Origin of the sequence: Streptomyces sp. A012304 (assembly GCF_026008495.1) — a bacterium.
Lineage (GTDB): Bacteria > Actinomycetota > Actinomycetes > Streptomycetales > Streptomycetaceae > Streptomyces.
This window is the reverse complement of sequence record NZ_BQUN01000182.1, coordinates 43584-58930: the sequence shown is the minus strand read 5'-3', so window position 1 is coordinate 58930 and position 15347 is coordinate 43584. Positions and strand designations below refer to the sequence as shown.

Genomic DNA, 15347 nt, shown 5'->3' with positions numbered 1-15347 from the left:
CGAGCATGCGCAGGGTCGCGTCCCGCGAGCCGGCCAGCTCCCGGGTCTCGGCGGGGGACGCGTGGGCGATCCGGGGCAGCGCCGTCGGGCCGATCCTGGTGACGCCGGCCAGGTCGGCGAGCACGTCGAGCGGCACCCGCGGATGGTGCGCGAGCCTGCGCCGCACGTCGTGGCCGAGGTCGGTGGCGAGCGTGCGGATCAGGGGTTCGGCGATCGCGGGGTTCTCCGCGAGTTCGGCACGGACGCCGGGGACGGGATCACCGGCGAGCCGCTCGTAGACGTCCGGCGGCAGGTCCGTGCGGGCGGCGAGTTCGCAGCGCAGCAGCCACGAGGGGTGGTCGGCGAAGCCGACGACGGCCTCGGCGGGGGTGGCCGGGTTCTGTATCGCCCGGTAGTACATCGTGTGGACGGTGGACTCGTGGGAGCCGTCGCACGCGGCCCCCGGTGGCAGACGGCAGTCGGGCCGCGGGCAGTCGGGCTCGTGCACGAACGGCGTCCGCTCACGGTCGCAGACCAGGCACCGCCGTGCCGGCGTCAGCCCCTCCCCCGTGATCAGCGTCTCCAGCACGGCCGGCGGCGTCGCCTCGTTGCAGGCCACCGCGCACCGGACCTCGGCGTGCGGGTGCCTCGCCAGCCGGGCGGCCACCTCCGACTCCGTCGTCCACAGGGCCAGCTCCGCGACGACCCGTACGTCGGCGTCCGCGGCGAGTGTCTCCACCACGTCCGGCGGCAGGCCGGGGCAGGCCGCCAGCTTCTCCCGGTGCTCGACGAGCGGATCCCGTGCGAAGAGGCGTGCCCACTCGGGGTTCTCGGCCCCGGTGTAGAGGAGGGTGAGCGCTGCGTCCGGTCGGGTCAGGGGGTCGACGTCGGAGACGGTCAGCTTGCCCTCGTGGACCAGCGACACCACGGTGTCCGCGACGCGCGCGGCCAGGGTGAGGGCCTGTGACCGGCTGAGGTCCGCGCGATCGGCGAGGACTTCGGCGGTCTCGTCGTCGGCGACCCCGATCAGCCGGTCGACCAGTTCACTGGGCAGGGCTGGGTTGGCGGCGAGTCCGCGCAGCACGTCGTTCACGGGAGCATCCTGCCTGGACGCTTGGGTGACGGCGCGTCATTTTCCGGTCTCAGCCCGGTGCGCACGGCTCCGCGCCGCGTACCGCCCGACGGTCAGATCGAGCAGGACCGCGCCTGTCCCCTGCGCGCCCGTCGGTGGGCCGGGCCGTCGACTGATCGATCCCGGCCTGCGGGAACGGCAGGTGCGGCTTCGTCACTCCACCACCGTCTCGCGCGTTTCCTGACGCAGAGCGGTCAAATCGCCCTCTATGGTGACTCTGAGCGATCAATTTTCTTCGCGGACGCACCGCGAGAGGAGCCGCGCAGTCATGTCCATGCTGCTGATCAAGGGTTCGTACGAGATCGTGGGGACCCAGCCGGACGGGGACACCATCCACTTCCGGCCCGACGACCCGGACGAGTGGGACCTCATCGACAGCCCCCGCAAGGTCAAGCGCAATGCGGCCGGCCGGGGCAAGCTGCGCCTGGAGGCCATCGACACCCTCGAGACCCACTACTCCCGCACCGGCCCCACCGTCCATCAGCCGCTCACCCACGCCCACGCGGCCCGTGACGCGCTGTTGTCCTGGGTGGGCTTCACCAGCGTCACGCGCGAGCCGGACGAGACGGTGACGGCCTCGACCCCGGCGAGCGCGCCCGGCTTCATCCTGACGCGGGGCGTCGACCCGGGCCGCCGCTGCATCGCCTTCGCCGGGCGCGGCACTCCCCCGGCCGCCAGCGGGACGAGCGTGTTCATGGACACGGCGATGCTGGAGAACACCGTCAACCACCACCTGCTCGCGGAAGGGCTGGCGTATCCGCTCTACTACCAGACCCTCTTCCACGACCTGCGCAACGCGCTGACGGCCACGGCCCAGAAGGCGCGAACCGCCACGCCGCCCAAGGGACTGTGGGCCGAGGACGCGACCCTCAAGGGAGCGACCGTCACCGGCGTGTCCTCGCTCACCGAGGACGTGGTCGTCTTCCCGAAGCTCTTCCGTCGCCTCATCGACTACCTCAACCTGGGTGACACCGACCTCTCCGGCTTCCCCGCCTTCCTGGACCAGCAGGCCGACCGCTTCCTCGTCCTGCCCACCGGCCAGTTCACCACCGGTCTCGACGCGGTGGTCAAGGTCGACGGCACGACCGTGAAGATGATCCACGCACCCGAGGAGCTCGTCTTCGAGGAGGACTGAGCGGAACGCGGACTCCTGCGGGGGTCAGGGCAGCCAGGCGGACATGTCACCCTCTGTGTTCGAATTGACACAAGCGGCTACATGGCACGTACTGGACATAGGGGACTCTTGCTCAGAAATCCCCCTCCCCCTTCCCCTCATGGAGCCGCGATGACGGTGCAACAGCAGCACGCGATGGAGCAGACCGTTCTGGTGTACGAGGACGACCCCGGATCCCCTCCGGGGGTCGTCCCGGTACGGCATCCCGTACCGCAGCTCGAGACACAGCCCTTCCCCACGGCCATCGCGGAGCCCGCGCCGCAGCCGGACAGCGCCGGGCCGGGCACGCCGGCGTTCCGCTACTGGGTGGCGGCCGACGCGCTCAGCAGCGGCAGCCGGATGTGGGGGCCGCTGGTGCCGTCGGGAACCCAATGGGTCCCGTCGGTCGGACGGGTGCTCACCGCGCACCTCGACGAGGGCATCGACCTCAACGCCTTCTACACCCGCAGAGGCCTGGAGTTCTTCCACCAGACCGTGGCGGGCGTGGAGGTCTTCTCGGCGCAGAGCCCCGAGATCGTCCGGCACGAGCTGGGCCACGCGGTCCTCGACGCCCTGCGGCCCCAGCTGTTCAACGCCGCCATGCACGAGGCCGACGCGCTGCACGAGGCGTTCGGCGACATCAGCGCCCTGCTGACCGCGCTCCAGATGGAGTCGCTGCGGGTCACCGTGCTGACCGAGACGCAGGGCAACCTGGAGCTGTCCTCACGGGTGTCGAGGATGGCCGAGCAGATGGGCTGGGCGATCCGCCAGCTCAACCGGGACGCGGTCGATCCGGACTGCCTGCGCAACATGTCGAACAGGTTCTTCTACCAGGACCCGGTGCAGCTGCCACCGCTCGGGCCGGCGAACATGCTGACCAGCGGGCCGCACTCGTTCTCCCGCGTGTTCAGCGGCGCGTTCCTGAGGATCGTGGCCGGCATCTTCCGGCAGCAGCCCGCGCAGGACCAGGCCGCTCTGGCGAGGGCGGCGGAGATCGCGGGCCAGCTGCTCGTGGACGCCGTCGTGGCCGCGCCCGTGGTGTCCGCCTACTACGCGCAGGTCGCGGGGCACATGATCGCCGCGGACCAGCGCCGGTTCGGCGGCGCCCACGGCCAGTCCCTGCGCGCGGCGTTCATCCGGCACGGCATCCTCTCCCTGGATGCCGCCACGTCCATCACCGCGGCCGAGGTGGCGCGCCGAAGCGCCGGGTTCACCGAGGCGACCCCGGGCGGCAGCGACGACGAGGGCCTGACGACCGTCACGGTGCAGGGGATGACGTACGGCATCAAGGGGCCGCTCACCCTCAGGGCCCCCGGTGAGGTGCGGCGGTTCGGCGTCGCCGGCGCCGACCCCGCCGGCGGCTCGCTGCGGCCCGCGGACCCCGAGCAGGTCGCCACCTCGTTCCTGGCGGACCTCATGCGCCGCGGCCGGGTCGACGTACCCCCGGAGCACCGCTCCGACACGGCGATCGTCGACGACAACCCCGCCCGGCTGAAGACGCACGAGATCACCCGCAGTGAGACCACGGACGGCCTCACTCTGGTGCGCCGCTGCTTCGACTAGAAGAAGTCAGCGGGAATAGCGCAGACGGCGGACGGTCAGCCGTCCGTCGTCCTCGCGCTTGACGACATGCGTCGTGCCGGGTGTCGGCTCCTCGCCCTCGAACACCGCCTCGCCCCGTGCCAGCAGGTCGCTGACGTACTTCTCGGCCGCCCGGCGCTCGGCGTCGTCGCCCTGCTCGCCCTCACCCGGGGCCGGACGCCTGTCCTCGTTCGTTCCCATACAGTGCACTTTATGCCGTTATGGGGGTGCAGAGGGCTCCACCCTCACGGTGTCGGCTGCGCCTGCCGCCCGGCGACAGCGGCCACCGCCGCGTGCTCGCCGCGCTCGCCCGCCTCCACAGCCGCACCGCGACCGCTGCTGACGGACGGCGGTCAGAGCGGGGCGCCGCCGAACCCGATCTCGTTTCCGTCCGGGTCGCGGTAGACGGCCTTGCGCACGCCGTTCGGGTAGGTCTCCCGCTGGGTGGGCTCCAGCCCGCGACCGGCGATCTCGGCGACACGGCTGTCGAAGTCGTCGACGAAGACGGTGTGCAGGGCTTGGCCGGCGCGTCCCGGCCGGTGCTCGATGAACACCGACCGGTGCTCCGCGAGTTCCCATACCGCCTCGGTGTCACTGACGACGAAGGTCGGCGGGGATCCGAGCAGCCGTTCGTACCAGTCCAGCGCCGTCGGGTAGTCGCTGACCGGGATGCCGGCGAAGAGGTCGAGGGCCATGCGGTCATGGTAGGTGCGGCGCCCCGTGGTGGAAGCGTCCGTGTGGGGTGTCAGCTCAGGGACCGGAACCAGCGCACCACGGCGGCGGTTCCCTTCTGCTGGGAGCCGAGGTGGCGGGAGCCGCCGTAGTCGGGGGTGCCGAGGCCGACCAGCGGGACGTCGACACCGCGGGCGCGCAGGGCGGCGTGGCAGTGGGCGGTGTTCTCGGTGACGGCCTGCTCGTCCGCGTCCGCGTAGTAGAGCCGGATCGGAACGCGCGGCGCCCAGTCGGCGCACACGCCGTCGGCGACACGCAGGGCCGCCGCCAGCCGCCCCGTCGGGTGGGCCAGCATCGCCCGGCCCCGGGGCGTGAGCAGCGCGTCGAGGGAGTCCGGGGTGCCGGCCACGACCTCCGGGCCGGAGTGTGTGCCGTCCAGCAGGCCTTCGATCGTGCGGTCGTACGGCGCGCGGAACACCTGGGCCGGCGTGTCGTACAGATGGTGCAGGCGGTCGAAGGCGACCAGGGTCAGCGCCGCGTAGATCACGCTCGCCTTCGGCTCGGTCCGTCCGGACAGCAACGCGGGCAGCTCCGCGTCGCGGAACGCGTAGGCGCCGCTGATGGGCGCCACCGCGCGCAGCCGGAACCATCCGTCGGCGCCGTCCTGGAGCGACCGGGCCAGTCCCAGTGCCGCCGAAGCGCCCTGGGAGAAGCCGGTGACCAGCACCTCGCGCCGCAGCTCCCGTTTCTGGGCCGCCGCGACGGCGCGGGACGCGCGCAGCATGTCCAGGGCGGCCGTCGTCTCCGAGGGCACGTCCATCCAGGGGTGCGGGCCGGGGCCCAGGCCCAGACCGAGGTAGTCGGGCAGCACCGCGGCGAAGCCGGCGGAGGCGTAGGTCAGGGCGGGTGCCTGGTCCCACACGCTGGTCGAGACGGAGGCGACGTCGCGCTTGAACAGTTCGGTGCCGTGCGTGAACGACACGGTCCGCAGTCGCCGTTCACCGCTGCGGGGCAGGGCCAGCACTCCGCTGGCGGTGGTGGGCCGGCCGTGCGGGTCCACCGTGCGGTACACGATCCGGAAGGTGTCCAGCCCGTACCGCACGGCGCCGGTGTCCCACGCCCCGTCCTCGTCCCCCGCCAGCTCGGTCGCGACCTCTTCGGCGGTCAGTGTGCGCAGCGGGTCGGCCGAGACGACCGTGCCCCGCACCCCGTCCGGTGCCGTGGGCGCGACAGCCGCCGTCCGGGGCGTCTCCTTCTCCTGCGCGAGCACGTTCGTCGCGCCGCTCGCCGTCAGCGCCACCGCCACCGCCGGGACCACCAGTAACCGCGTGATGTGTTTCATGCCGTGACCGTACGGATGCCGGGGTGTCGCCGGCCATCCGGCCAACCCCTCGGCGGACAGGGGGTTTTCCCCAGTGATCAGCGCAGGGGTGGCTCGTCCTCGCGTTCGCGGGCGCGCAGCGCGTCGACCCGTCCGCGCCACACGGCGGCCTCCTCGGGCCTGCCCAGCTCCTCGAGAACACCGGCCAGTTGCCGGGCCGCCTCCGAGGAACCCGCTTGCGCGTTGCGCGTCCAGTACCCCGCGGCTTCCTCCAGGCGTCCCTGCCGCATGAGGAGGTAGGCCAGTTCCTGGCGGGCGAAGTCGCCGATGAGTCCGGGCACATCGGTGTCTTCCCGGTACAGGTGCTCGGCTTCCGCCGTGCGTCCCTCCTCGGCGAGCAGGCCGGCGAGGGACGAGGGCGCGTACGGATCACCGGTCCGGATGGCCTCCCGGTACCAGAACTCGCGTTCGCCGGGGTCCGCCCAGGAGCTCATGCCCCGGATCGCGCTGACGGAGCCCGCCTCCGCGGCGCGCCTGCACCAGGACGCGGCCGTGAGGTCATGGGCCCGGCCGTGCGGGGTCGCCCTCACCGCCCGGTCGTGGTGGACCCGCGACAGCGTGTACATCGCCTCGGCGTCACCGGCCTCAGCGGCGGCGAGCAGCCACTTCTCGGCCCGGTCCGCGCTGCCGCATGCGTAGAGGTACTGCCCCAGCTGTCTCATCGCGGCCACGTCGCCGGCCGCCGCGGCCGTCTCGACAGCCGGATCCAACGGCTCAGGACGCTCGGGTATCGCCATCTGTCCCCCACTTCCCGGCGGCGCTCTCGCTTCCGCCGCCTCGGGCATGATCGTCGTTCGGGCGACAACCTACTGGCTGAGGCCGTCAGCTTCCCGACGGCGGCGGTGGGTCCGGCAGCGGTGAGCGGCTCACCCGGATCTTGGACTGGCCGTGCGGGAGCTGTTCCCAGTCGGGCATGAAGCGTGCGTGCAGGCCGTGTCGGCGGGCGAGGGCGAGGAGGGTCTCGGTGCGGTAGTAGAAGTCCTCGCGCAGGACGTGGTGTTCGCTGCCCTGGGTGCGGTCGAAGGTGAAGTCGAAGAAGCCCTTGTCGGTCAGGACACGTCCGACGTGGGCCAGGCACTCCTCGATGACATGCGGCGGGGAGTGGGAGAAGACGCTGTGGGCGTGGACGACGTCGAAGTGCTCGCCGGGGAGGAAGTCGAGGGTGAGGTCGCCGGTCAGGGTCAGGTGGGGCAGCTTGTCCTGGAGCCGGCGCTCGGTGAGTGTCCGCTTCGCGGCGATGAGGATGTCGGGTGAGATGTCGATGCCGTAGTAGTTGCCGGGGTCGAGGTAGTCGATGAAGCGCCAGCCGCCGCGCAGGTTGCCGCAGCCGATGTCGAGCATCCTGTGCTCGGGCAGCAGGCCGTGCCCGAGGAGGTAGTCGAACTGCATCCGCCCGAGGGCCAGCCAGCGCTCATGGGTCCGGCTGCCGACGGCCGCCTCCGGGTCGCGGCGGGTGTCGTGGGCCATCACCGCCCGGTAGTAGCCCACATGGTCGCGGTGCTTCAGCCGCAGCCAGGTGTCGCGGGCGGCACGGCGCAGGTAGGGGGCGACGCGATCGGGGTGGCGCAGGACGTACCCGGCCTTGTGCGTCAAGGTGGAACGATCGCGTTCCGGTCCCTTCCGGGACCCGGTGTGCCCGACCATGGCGGTGACCTCCCTACGGAGCCGATACGCGGTGCGCGAGGGAACCCCGGGCAGCTCTCATGTCCACGGCATCACCGCTCCCGCTTCTCCGCCAGCGCACCGGACCGTCCGGGTGGGACACCCGCGTTCGGACGACCCGGCTTGCGTCGCTCCCTGGCGGCGTCAGGCTCGGAGTATGGACGAAGCCGTGGCCACGATTGCCGTGGGACAGAACCCGAGGGGCGTGGCCCTCTCGCCGGACGGACGGCACGCCTATGTGGCCGACCACGACTCCCGCGCGCTCAGCGTGGTCGACACGGCGGCGAGGACGGTCGTGGCGACCGTGCCCCTGGAGTTCGAGCCGGTGGGCGTGGCGCTCACTCCGGACGGATATCGCGCGTACGTGTCCCAGCACCCCGACCGGGTCAGCGTGCTCGACCTGCGCGGCCGCGCTGTCGTCGCCGACGTCACCGTGCCGGGCTTTCCCATGGGGCTGGCCGTCGCCCCGGACGGGAGGCACGCCTACGTGACGGTCAGCTTCCAAAGCGAGTTGTCCCTGATCGACACGGCGACCGACACGGTCGTCGGCACCACCGGCCCTCTGGACACCGGCGCGCCCGTCGCGGTCGCCCTCGCCCCGGACGGGCGCCAGGCCTACGTGGCCACCGAGGGCACCTGCGTCGTGGAGATCCTGGACACCGGGAGCAACACGGTGGTTCCCGGCCGGCAGATCGTCGTGGGGTGCGCGGCGACGGACGTGGCGTTCACCCCGGACGGACGTCATGCCTTGCTGGTCAGCGACACACTCGACCGGGCGGCCGAGCTGTACGTCATCGACACCGCGACCCAGAAGGCGGGCCCTGCGGTCTTCGTGGGCGAGTCGGCTTTCGGGGTGGCTGTCGCCCCGGACGGGCGCCATGTCTTCCTCACCGTCCCTCGGTCCGGTTCGCTGATCGTCGTACCGACCTCGAAGTTCCTCGGATCGGACTCTCCGCCGGAGGACGATGTCTAGCCTCCCGCGACACGTGCCTCGCTGTCCGCGGTGCGGTGCAGCCGGGCGCCCTGGCGCAGGAGTTCCTCCTGCACCCGGTCGGCGGGCACCTCGCGCGGGGTCCGGCCGCTGCGTGCGGCGAGCGCGGCGCACACGCCCGCGGCCTGGCCGGTCGCCATGGCGATGGGCATGACGCGGTACGAGGAGTGCGCCACGTGGGAGCCGGAGATGCAGCGCCCGGCCACCAGCAGCCGCTCGGTCTCCAGGGGCAGCAGGCAGCGCAGCGGGATGTCGTAGAAGCGGCCCCGCGGTACGCGTTTCAGGACGGTTCCCTTGCCGCGCGGGTTGTGGATGTCGACGGGGTACGCGCCGTGCGCGACGACGTCCGGGAAGGACCGGGCGCCCAGGATGTCATGGCCCGTCAGGTGGTAGTCGCCGAGGATGCGGCGGGTCTCGCGCACCCCGATCTGGGTGCCGCTCTGCACGGCGTACGCCTCCTCGAAGCCGGGGACGCGGCCGCGCAGGAAGCGGTCGATCTGCTCCAGTTGGCGGCGGGCGACGCACTCGGCGCGGGTGAGGTCCCACACGTCGATGCCGAGGGCCTTGGTGACCCGGGTGCTGTTGACGGCGAGCTCACGGGGGTGGGGGGTGCCGAAGAACAGGATGTCCTCGCGGGCCAGGCGCAGTTCACCGGCGCTGGTGGCCTCCTCGACGAGGTCCCACAGTCCGTGCACGCCGCGCCACTGGTCGGGGTGGTCGCGCACGTAATCGGCGAAGCGGCCGGCGTCGAAGTCGGCGACGCGGAACATCAGCGTCATCGGCTGCACCCGTCCGTCCTCGGGCCGGCCGACCTCGAACGGCGCCCCGGCGGCGGCGGCCACGTCGCCGTCGCCGGTGCCGTCGACGACGACTCCCGCGTCGATCACGACGGGTCCTGACTTCGTCTCGAAGACGATCCGCCAGCCGTCGTCCAGGGGCAGCGCGGTGGACGCGAAGGCGTGCAGCAGCAGCCGTACGCCCGCCTCGTCGAGCAGATCGAGGAGGACCAGTTTGAAGATCTCCGGGTCGAAGGGGACCGTGTAGCCGGTGTCCAGTGAGGGGGGAACGCAGCCGCCGCGTGCGGTGAGCCGTGCCAGCAGCCGCCTCAGGAACCCGGCCACGACCGGTTGGCCCTCGCCGTGGTCGCCGGGCAGCAGCCGGTTGTCCAGGCCGGCCCCGTCGAAGACGGCCTGCTTCTGCTCGTTGTGGAACGACATCAGCGGCATCACGAGGGCGGCGGTGGCGTTGCCGCCGAGGAAGCCGTACCGCTCCACCAGGACGACGTCGGCGCCCGCGTCGGCGGCCGCGTGGGCCGCGGCGGTGCCCGCCGGTCCGCCACCGACGACCAGGACGTCCACCCGGCCCCCGTGGCGTGCCGGGCGCGGGGGCAGGGTGACGGTACGGGGCTGGCGGGGCGGTTCCAGGAGGGGCATGACTTCTTCCCGTCGGCTGATTCCGGTGGCTGCGCAGGATCAGGTGCGGAAGGCGGACCGGGCCCGGGCCGGGTCGCCCGCGGCGGCGTCGAGGCGGTCGCTGCGGGCGAAAGGTTCCTCGGGCCGGACGGTGTCGAGGGTGTCGAGGAGGGCGCCGCAGCGCACGCAGGTCTCGCGGGCCAGCTCCCGCAGCCGCCGGACGCGGTCGTGGAGGTCGGCGCGCCGCTGCGGGAACTCGTCCCAGAGCCGGTCGACCTCCGCGAGCAGCAGCCCGGCCTGCTCGCGGTCCACACCGACCAGCGCGGGCGCGCCCATACGCCGGGCGAAGTCGAACACCTTGCCGGAATACGGCAGCGGCAGCACGGGCAGGCCGGACAGCGCCGCGAAGATCAGGAAGTGCAGGCGCATGCCGACCACCAGGTCGACGTGGCTCATGAAGCCGAGGACCTGTCCCGGGGTGTAGGCGTTGTTCAGGATCCGGCCCTTGTCGGGCGCGGTCATCCGGGAGAGCACTCCGTGGGCGTGGCGGACGTCGTGGCGTTCCATCGGGACGAAGACGACGTGCGCGTCGAGACGCCGTACGAGGAAGTCGGCGACGTCGGCGAGGAGTGCGTGGTAGCCGCCCTCGTCGAGGTTCTCCGCCGCCCGGCCGGGCTCGCGTACGGACATGCCCACCAGCCTGACTCCGGCCGGGACGCCCTCCTGGCGCATCATCTGCTCGGTGAACGGCTCGGGTGCCAGCAGCAGCGCCGGGTCGGCGGTGATGGTGATGTCACGGTCGACGCCGACCTCCTCCAGGACCAGCCGGGACTCCTCGTCGCGCACCACGACCTCGTCCATGGCGGGCAGCACGGTGCGCACCGCCTCCCGGTCGTCCGCTTCCCTCAGCGGGCCGGCTCCGACGGCGTACGCGAAGGTCGGCACGCCGCAGGCCTGGGCGGCGCCGACGAGCCGCAGGTACCGGCGGGCCTCACCGTCGTAGAGGATTCCGCCGCCACCGAGGACAAGCAGGTCCAGGCCCGCCAGGACGTCGAGCACCGACCTTCGCGGGACGCCCTCCCAGTCCACGACCTCGTCGGCCTCGGGCTGGTGCACCCGTGTGTGCTCGGCGTCGCGGCTGAGGACCACCAGCCGGGCGCCCGGCCGCTGTGTGCGCAGGCAGCCCAGGACACAGGACAGGATCGCTTCGTCGCCCGTGTTGAAGCCGCCGTACGAGCCGAGGACTCCGATGCGTGGAGCCCGCCGGCCCTGGGGGGAAAGGGGGGTGATCGTCATCCGACCTCCTCGGGACGCTGCAACGGGCGCGGGTCACCGGGGCGCGCGGGGTGCGCTGTCGTGCCGCCCGCACCGAGTTGCCTGCCGCACCCGGAGGAAACACCGCCGTCGGCTTGCGCCCGGCGCGGGCAGGGTCACTCAAGGCTCGTCCTGCGCACCACCGCCTTGAGGTCTCCCTCCGGCAGGAGTGTGCGCGAGGCGTCGGCCCGGCATGAACCGGGTCGGGTCGAACCTCGGCCGACGGAAGCGCCGAGTGCCGTGTACGCGGCCCACGCGTCCAGCGAAGGCTGAAGGGGGGCGGTCCTCCTCAGCCAGTGATCACTTGTCGTGGGTGATCTCCTCCAGGAGTTGAGGGCCGTTGTTGCCGACGTTGTTGACGGCGGTGGAGACGGGGCGGGCTTCCAGGTGGCCGTCGGCGGGCCGGCCGAGGAGGGCGCGCAGGGCGTCGGGGTCCTGGTGGGCGGGGTCGAGCCAGGCGTCGTAGCGGTCCTCGGCGAGGGCCAGCGGCATGCGGGGGTGGAGGCGGCCGGCCGCGTCGCTGGCCTCGGTGGTGATGATGGTGCAGGTCATCAGCCAGGCGGCCGGGTCGTCGTCCCGCCGCACGGACGGGTCGCGCCAGTACTCGTACAGACCGGCGAGCGCCATCACCTGGTCGTCCTCGGGGTGGACGAAGTAGGGCTGCTTGCGGGTCTTTCCCGTGGCGGGGTCCTTGGCCGACTGCCACTCGTAGAAGCCGTCGGCGGGCAGCAGACAGCGGTGCCGGGTGAACGCGCGGCGGAAGGCGGGCTTCTCGTGCACGGTCTCCATCCGCGCGTTGATCATCCGTGCGCCGATCTTGGTGTCCTTGGCCCACGACGGCACCAAGCCCCATCTGAGCGGCCGCAGTCGCCGCTCCGCGGGTGCCTCGCTCTCGTCGCGCGGGGCGCGTTCGAGGACGGCCCACACCTCGTCGGTGGGGGCGACGTTCCAGTTCGGGGCCAGCGTCTCCTCCGCCCGCCAGTCGGTGACGTGGAAGAGCTGGACGAGGTCCTCGGGGCGACGGGTGGAGACATAGCGACCGCACATGCCGCCAGGGTGCCACCGGCTCCGCCGACGAGAGCGCCGTTCGACTTCCGTGTCGGGCCACGGCGTGCGGCGGCCGCCCCACGGGCCCGCCGTGCCGGGCCGCCGAGCGCGGTGCTTCGTGGGCCCGGGGCGGGGGCCCGTCGGACCGGCGAGTCGGGGCACCGGCGGCGCGGACCGCAGGCGCCCGGCGCGGGTGGCCTGGACGTCGCCGTGCCCACGGCGAACGGTTTCGCGGACCGGGCTTACGACCGGGCAGATCGGGCACGCGGTGCGCTGTACGTCATCCCGAGTCGAGGACGGTACCGCGATGACCGAGTACGAACGTTCCCGCACGATGCCCGCGCAGCCCGAGCAGGTCTTCGACCAGGCCGCCGACGTCGGCCGGCTGGACGCCTGGCTGCCGGACGCGCTGCACGTGGAGGCCGGGGAGCCGCCCACCGTCACCGTGCACGAGGACCGCACCGACGAGGACACCTCCGCCGTGCTGCGCGCCCAGCCCGAGCAGATGCGGATCGAGTGGGGCACCCGCGAGCGAGGCGGCTACACGGGCTGGCTCCAGGTCGCCGGCATCGGCAGCGGAGCCAGCGAGGTGACGGTCCACCTGTCGTTCTTCGACGACCGCCACCAGCCGGGCGAGCAGGCCGTGCGGGACGCGCTGGACACGAGCCTGCGGCGCCTGGAGGAGCAGGTGCGGTCGCGCGTCGACCACGCGGCCGGCTGAGGGGCGGTCCGTGGACCGCGTCCTCAGTGGTCCGCCGTGGGGTGCAGCAGCAGGAGGGCGATGTCGTCCAGGCGCTGACCGGAGGTGCGGGTCTTGCTCAGGAGGGTGTCGATGAGCAGGTTCAGGTCCTGGTCGTCGGCGTGGGCGAGATGGCGTGCGAGGTCGGCGATGGAGTCGTCGAGGTCGGTGCCGGGCGTCTCGATGAGCCCGTCGGTGTAGAAGGCGAACGTCGAGCCGGGCGTGAGCGGGATGTCCGTCACCGGGAAGTCGGCGCCGGGGTCGATGCCCAGCAGCGGTCCGGGTGTCACGCCCACGGGCCGGGTGTCACCGTCGGGCAGGCGCAGAAGCGGTGGCGGATGGCCGGCGCCGGCCAGCGTCACGCGCCGGCCCGCGAAGTCGAAGTGGGCGTAGAGGCAGCTGGTGAACAGGTCGGGCGCGAGGTCGGTGAGGAGCCGGTTGGTTCGAGAGAGGACCTGGTCGGGGGAGGTGCCGAGGGCCGCGTGGGCGTGGACGGCGGTACGGACCTGGCCCATGAGCGCGGCGGCGGCGACATTGTGGCCCTGGACGTCGCCGATGACGGCCGCGGCGGCACTGTCCCCGAGCCGGATCAGGTCGTAGAAGTCGCCGCCGATCTCCATGCCGCGGGTGGCGGGCAGATAGCGGGCGGCGACGCGCAGTCCGGCCAGCCGGGGCAGGACGCGCGGGAGCAGCGCCTCCTGAAGGCCGTGGGCCAGGTCGTGCTTGGTGTCGTAGAGACGGGCGCGGTCGAGGGCCTGGGCGATGAGCCCGGCGAGCGAGGTCATCACGGCCCGTTCCTCGGCCGGGAACGTGTGAGGGCTGTCGTAGGACAGGACGAGGCAGCCGACGGGACGGCCGGAGATGATCAGCGGCAGGAAGGCCCACGCTTGTTTGCCGCTGATCAGTGAGGCCTCGGGGTAGACACGCCGCATCTCCTCCGCGTCGGAGCAGAACACGGGCATGCCGCTGGTCAGGGTCTGCCCGGCCGGGGTGAAGGCGGTGTCCAGGCTGAGGCCGTCGAGACGCTCGATGGTCTCGGGGGCGTAGCCGCGGTAACCGGTGATCCGCAGCCGGCCGGCGTCGGCGGTGGACAGCACCAGTCCCTGCGCGCCGAAGGCGGGCATGATCTGGTCGGCGACCAGATCCATGACGTCCTGGACACCGACGACCTCGGTCAGCGCGGCGGCCAGATGGGTGAGCTGGTAGAGCTGTCCCGCGCGGGCCGGGGTGACGGTGCGGGTGGACAGGCGGGGCGCCGGCCGGGGCGGCGGCTGCCCCCCGGCGGGGACGATGCGCACGCTGATGCCGCTGGCGTCGGGGTAGAGGTGGAACTCCAGCCACTCGCCCGGCGGGCGGCACGCGGCGAAGGACACGGGCTCACGGCTGATGACGGCGGCGCGGTAGCGGTCCTCGTAGACGGGATCGTCGAGCCAGCGCAGGGACTGCCACGGGAGCGTGCCCAGCAGCTGGTCGGCCTCGCGGTCCAGCAGGCGGCAGGCGCCGGAGCTGACGTAGGTGAAGCGCCCCTCCAGGTCGAGTGAGCAGCTTCCGCCGGGCAGGCGCTCCACGAAGTCGGCGGCGGCCGTCGCCGGGTTCGCCGAGCGGGGGCCGGCCTTGACCGGGACGACCCGGGGTCCGCCGCCGACGACCGGCGACCCGCCCCGCTCGACGGTGTCCTCCAGCAGCCGCGCCAGCCGTCGGCAGTTGGACTCGATGTGCCCGCGCTCCCGTCCGGTCATGTACGGCGGGCGCGTGGCCGGCCACATCAACAGCAGCGCCCCCCACCGCCGGGCGCCGGTGACCGGGGCTGCGGCCAGGGCCAACGGGTAGGGCAGCGCCATCGCGGTGCGCGGGTAGGCGTGCGCCATCTTCTCCTGGCCGCTCACCCACACCAGGCGGTCCTCGCGCGCCGCGTCGGCCACCGGTGCGGGAGCGGCCAGCGGGACCCTCGCCCAGGGGGCGGCGAACTCGGCCGGCGCCCCGCACAGCACTTCGAGGAGCAGCACCTGCTCGTCCGGTGCGAGCAGGTAGAGAGCGCCGACGGACGCGCCGGTCCGGCGGACCGCCTCCGCGAACGCGGCGTCCAGTTCGTCGTGCTCGGTGGCCGGATCAGCCGTGCCGGTCACGAGGCACCTCCAGCAGGGCGGGAAACCGCGCCGACCGCGCTCGCCGACCCGCCGCGGGCGCCGACCCACCCGGGCGCGGCGTACGCGCCCGGCGAAACGCACCCGACCTCGCCCATAGGGCGACGTTACGCCTCTCTCCAGGGGCGGGCACCCCGCCG

Annotated in this window: 14 protein-coding genes; 4 read left to right on the top strand and 10 right to left on the bottom strand. The window is 72.8% G+C overall.

Features of this window, described 5'->3' with window-relative positions; genetic code table 11:
* On the bottom strand, positions 1–1072 hold a 1072-nt coding region (locus ALMP_RS36210), incomplete at its 3' end, for a hypothetical protein (RefSeq protein WP_264936082.1).
* Positions 1073–1379: 307 nt separating this feature from the next.
* On the opposite strand from ALMP_RS36210, the gene ALMP_RS36205 reads away from it, so the two are divergent.
* Together ALMP_RS36205 and ALMP_RS36200 are read left to right on the top strand one after the other, a co-directional pair.
* On the top strand, positions 1380–2246 hold the full coding sequence (locus ALMP_RS36205) for a nuclease (protein ID WP_264936080.1): 867 nt from the start codon (positions 1380–1382) through the stop codon (positions 2244–2246).
* Between the two features lie 150 nt (positions 2247–2396).
* Positions 2397–3827: a hypothetical protein gene (locus ALMP_RS36200; protein ID WP_264936078.1), complete on the top strand. Its 1431-nt coding sequence runs from the start codon at positions 2397–2399 to the stop codon at positions 3825–3827.
* A 6-nt stretch (positions 3828–3833) separates the two neighbouring features.
* Here the strand turns inward: ALMP_RS36200 and ALMP_RS36195 are convergent, their stop codons facing one another.
* The 5 genes from ALMP_RS36195 to ALMP_RS36175 form a co-directional block, all read right to left on the bottom strand.
* Complete coding sequence (locus tag ALMP_RS36195) at positions 3834–4046, bottom strand: hypothetical protein (RefSeq protein WP_264936076.1); 213 nt, start codon at positions 4044–4046, stop codon at positions 3834–3836.
* Positions 4047–4198: 152 nt separating this feature from the next.
* Positions 4199–4540 (bottom strand): VOC family protein, encoded by a 342-nt coding sequence (locus tag ALMP_RS36190; protein ID WP_264936074.1) that lies wholly within the window; start codon positions 4538–4540, stop codon positions 4199–4201.
* A 50-nt stretch (positions 4541–4590) separates the two neighbouring features.
* Complete coding sequence (locus ALMP_RS36185; protein ID WP_264936072.1) at positions 4591–5859, bottom strand: S9 family peptidase; 1269 nt, start codon at positions 5857–5859, stop codon at positions 4591–4593.
* A 77-nt stretch (positions 5860–5936) separates the two neighbouring features.
* On the bottom strand, positions 5937–6635 hold the full coding sequence (locus tag ALMP_RS36180; protein ID WP_264936070.1) for a hypothetical protein: 699 nt from the start codon (positions 6633–6635) through the stop codon (positions 5937–5939).
* Positions 6636–6720: 85 nt separating this feature from the next.
* Positions 6721–7542, bottom strand: coding sequence for a class I SAM-dependent methyltransferase (locus ALMP_RS36175; protein WP_264936069.1), 822 nt, complete (start codon positions 7540–7542; stop codon positions 6721–6723).
* A gap of 175 nt (positions 7543–7717) precedes the next feature.
* On the opposite strand from ALMP_RS36175, the gene ALMP_RS36170 reads away from it, so the two are divergent.
* Positions 7718–8533: a hypothetical protein gene (locus ALMP_RS36170; RefSeq protein WP_264936067.1), complete on the top strand. Its 816-nt coding sequence runs from the start codon at positions 7718–7720 to the stop codon at positions 8531–8533.
* Here ALMP_RS36170 and ALMP_RS36165 read toward each other — a convergent pair.
* The 3 genes from ALMP_RS36165 to ALMP_RS36155 form a co-directional block, all read right to left on the bottom strand.
* On the bottom strand, positions 8530–9984 hold the full coding sequence (locus tag ALMP_RS36165) for an FAD-dependent oxidoreductase (RefSeq protein WP_264936065.1): 1455 nt from the start codon (positions 9982–9984) through the stop codon (positions 8530–8532). The two genes, ALMP_RS36170 and ALMP_RS36165, sit on opposite strands and share 4 nt — an antisense overlap.
* Positions 9985–10023: 39 nt before the next feature.
* Positions 10024–11259: a polysaccharide pyruvyl transferase family protein gene (locus ALMP_RS36160; RefSeq protein ID WP_264936064.1), complete on the bottom strand. Its 1236-nt coding sequence runs from the start codon at positions 11257–11259 to the stop codon at positions 10024–10026.
* 318 nt (positions 11260–11577) lie between these two features.
* On the bottom strand, positions 11578–12324 hold the full coding sequence (locus ALMP_RS36155; RefSeq protein WP_264936063.1) for an SOS response-associated peptidase: 747 nt from the start codon (positions 12322–12324) through the stop codon (positions 11578–11580).
* 307 nt (positions 12325–12631) lie between these two features.
* Here ALMP_RS36155 and ALMP_RS36150 point away from each other — a divergent pair, with 307 nt between their 5' ends.
* Entirely contained in the window at positions 12632–13045 is a 414-nt protein-coding gene (locus tag ALMP_RS36150) for an SRPBCC family protein (RefSeq protein ID WP_264936062.1), read from the top strand.
* A gap of 23 nt (positions 13046–13068) precedes the next feature.
* Here ALMP_RS36150 and ALMP_RS36145 read toward each other — a convergent pair whose 3' ends face one another.
* Complete coding sequence (locus ALMP_RS36145) at positions 13069–15189, bottom strand: SpoIIE family protein phosphatase (protein WP_264936061.1); 2121 nt, start codon at positions 15187–15189, stop codon at positions 13069–13071.
* Between the last annotated feature and the right edge of the window lie 158 nt (positions 15190–15347).

What these genes read in the sequence shown, in the direction of transcription:
- ALMP_RS36160 (WP_264936064.1), bottom strand. Translation starts at nt 11,259, where the DNA reads ATGACGATCACCCCCCTTTCCCCCCAGGGCCGGCGGGCTCCACGCATC.
- ALMP_RS36180 (WP_264936070.1), bottom strand. Translation starts at nt 6,635, where the DNA reads ATGGCGATACCCGAGCGTCCTGAGCCGTTGGATCCGGCTGTCGAGACG.
- ALMP_RS36190 (WP_264936074.1), bottom strand. Translation starts at nt 4,540, where the DNA reads ATGGCCCTCGACCTCTTCGCCGGCATCCCGGTCAGCGACTACCCGACG.
- ALMP_RS36165 (WP_264936065.1), bottom strand. Translation starts at nt 9,984, where the DNA reads ATGCCCCTCCTGGAACCGCCCCGCCAGCCCCGTACCGTCACCCTGCCC.
- ALMP_RS36185 (WP_264936072.1), bottom strand. Translation starts at nt 5,859, where the DNA reads ATGAAACACATCACGCGGTTACTGGTGGTCCCGGCGGTGGCGGTGGCG.
- ALMP_RS36195 (WP_264936076.1), bottom strand. Translation starts at nt 4,046, where the DNA reads ATGGGAACGAACGAGGACAGGCGTCCGGCCCCGGGTGAGGGCGAGCAG.
- ALMP_RS36175 (WP_264936069.1), bottom strand. Translation starts at nt 7,542, where the DNA reads ATGGTCGGGCACACCGGGTCCCGGAAGGGACCGGAACGCGATCGTTCC.
- ALMP_RS36155 (WP_264936063.1), bottom strand. Translation starts at nt 12,324, where the DNA reads ATGTGCGGTCGCTATGTCTCCACCCGTCGCCCCGAGGACCTCGTCCAG.
- ALMP_RS36170 (WP_264936067.1), top strand. Translation starts at nt 7,718, where the DNA reads ATGGACGAAGCCGTGGCCACGATTGCCGTGGGACAGAACCCGAGGGGC.
- ALMP_RS36200 (WP_264936078.1), top strand. Translation starts at nt 2,397, where the DNA reads ATGACGGTGCAACAGCAGCACGCGATGGAGCAGACCGTTCTGGTGTAC.
- ALMP_RS36150 (WP_264936062.1), top strand. Translation starts at nt 12,632, where the DNA reads ATGACCGAGTACGAACGTTCCCGCACGATGCCCGCGCAGCCCGAGCAG.
- ALMP_RS36205 (WP_264936080.1), top strand. Translation starts at nt 1,380, where the DNA reads ATGTCCATGCTGCTGATCAAGGGTTCGTACGAGATCGTGGGGACCCAG.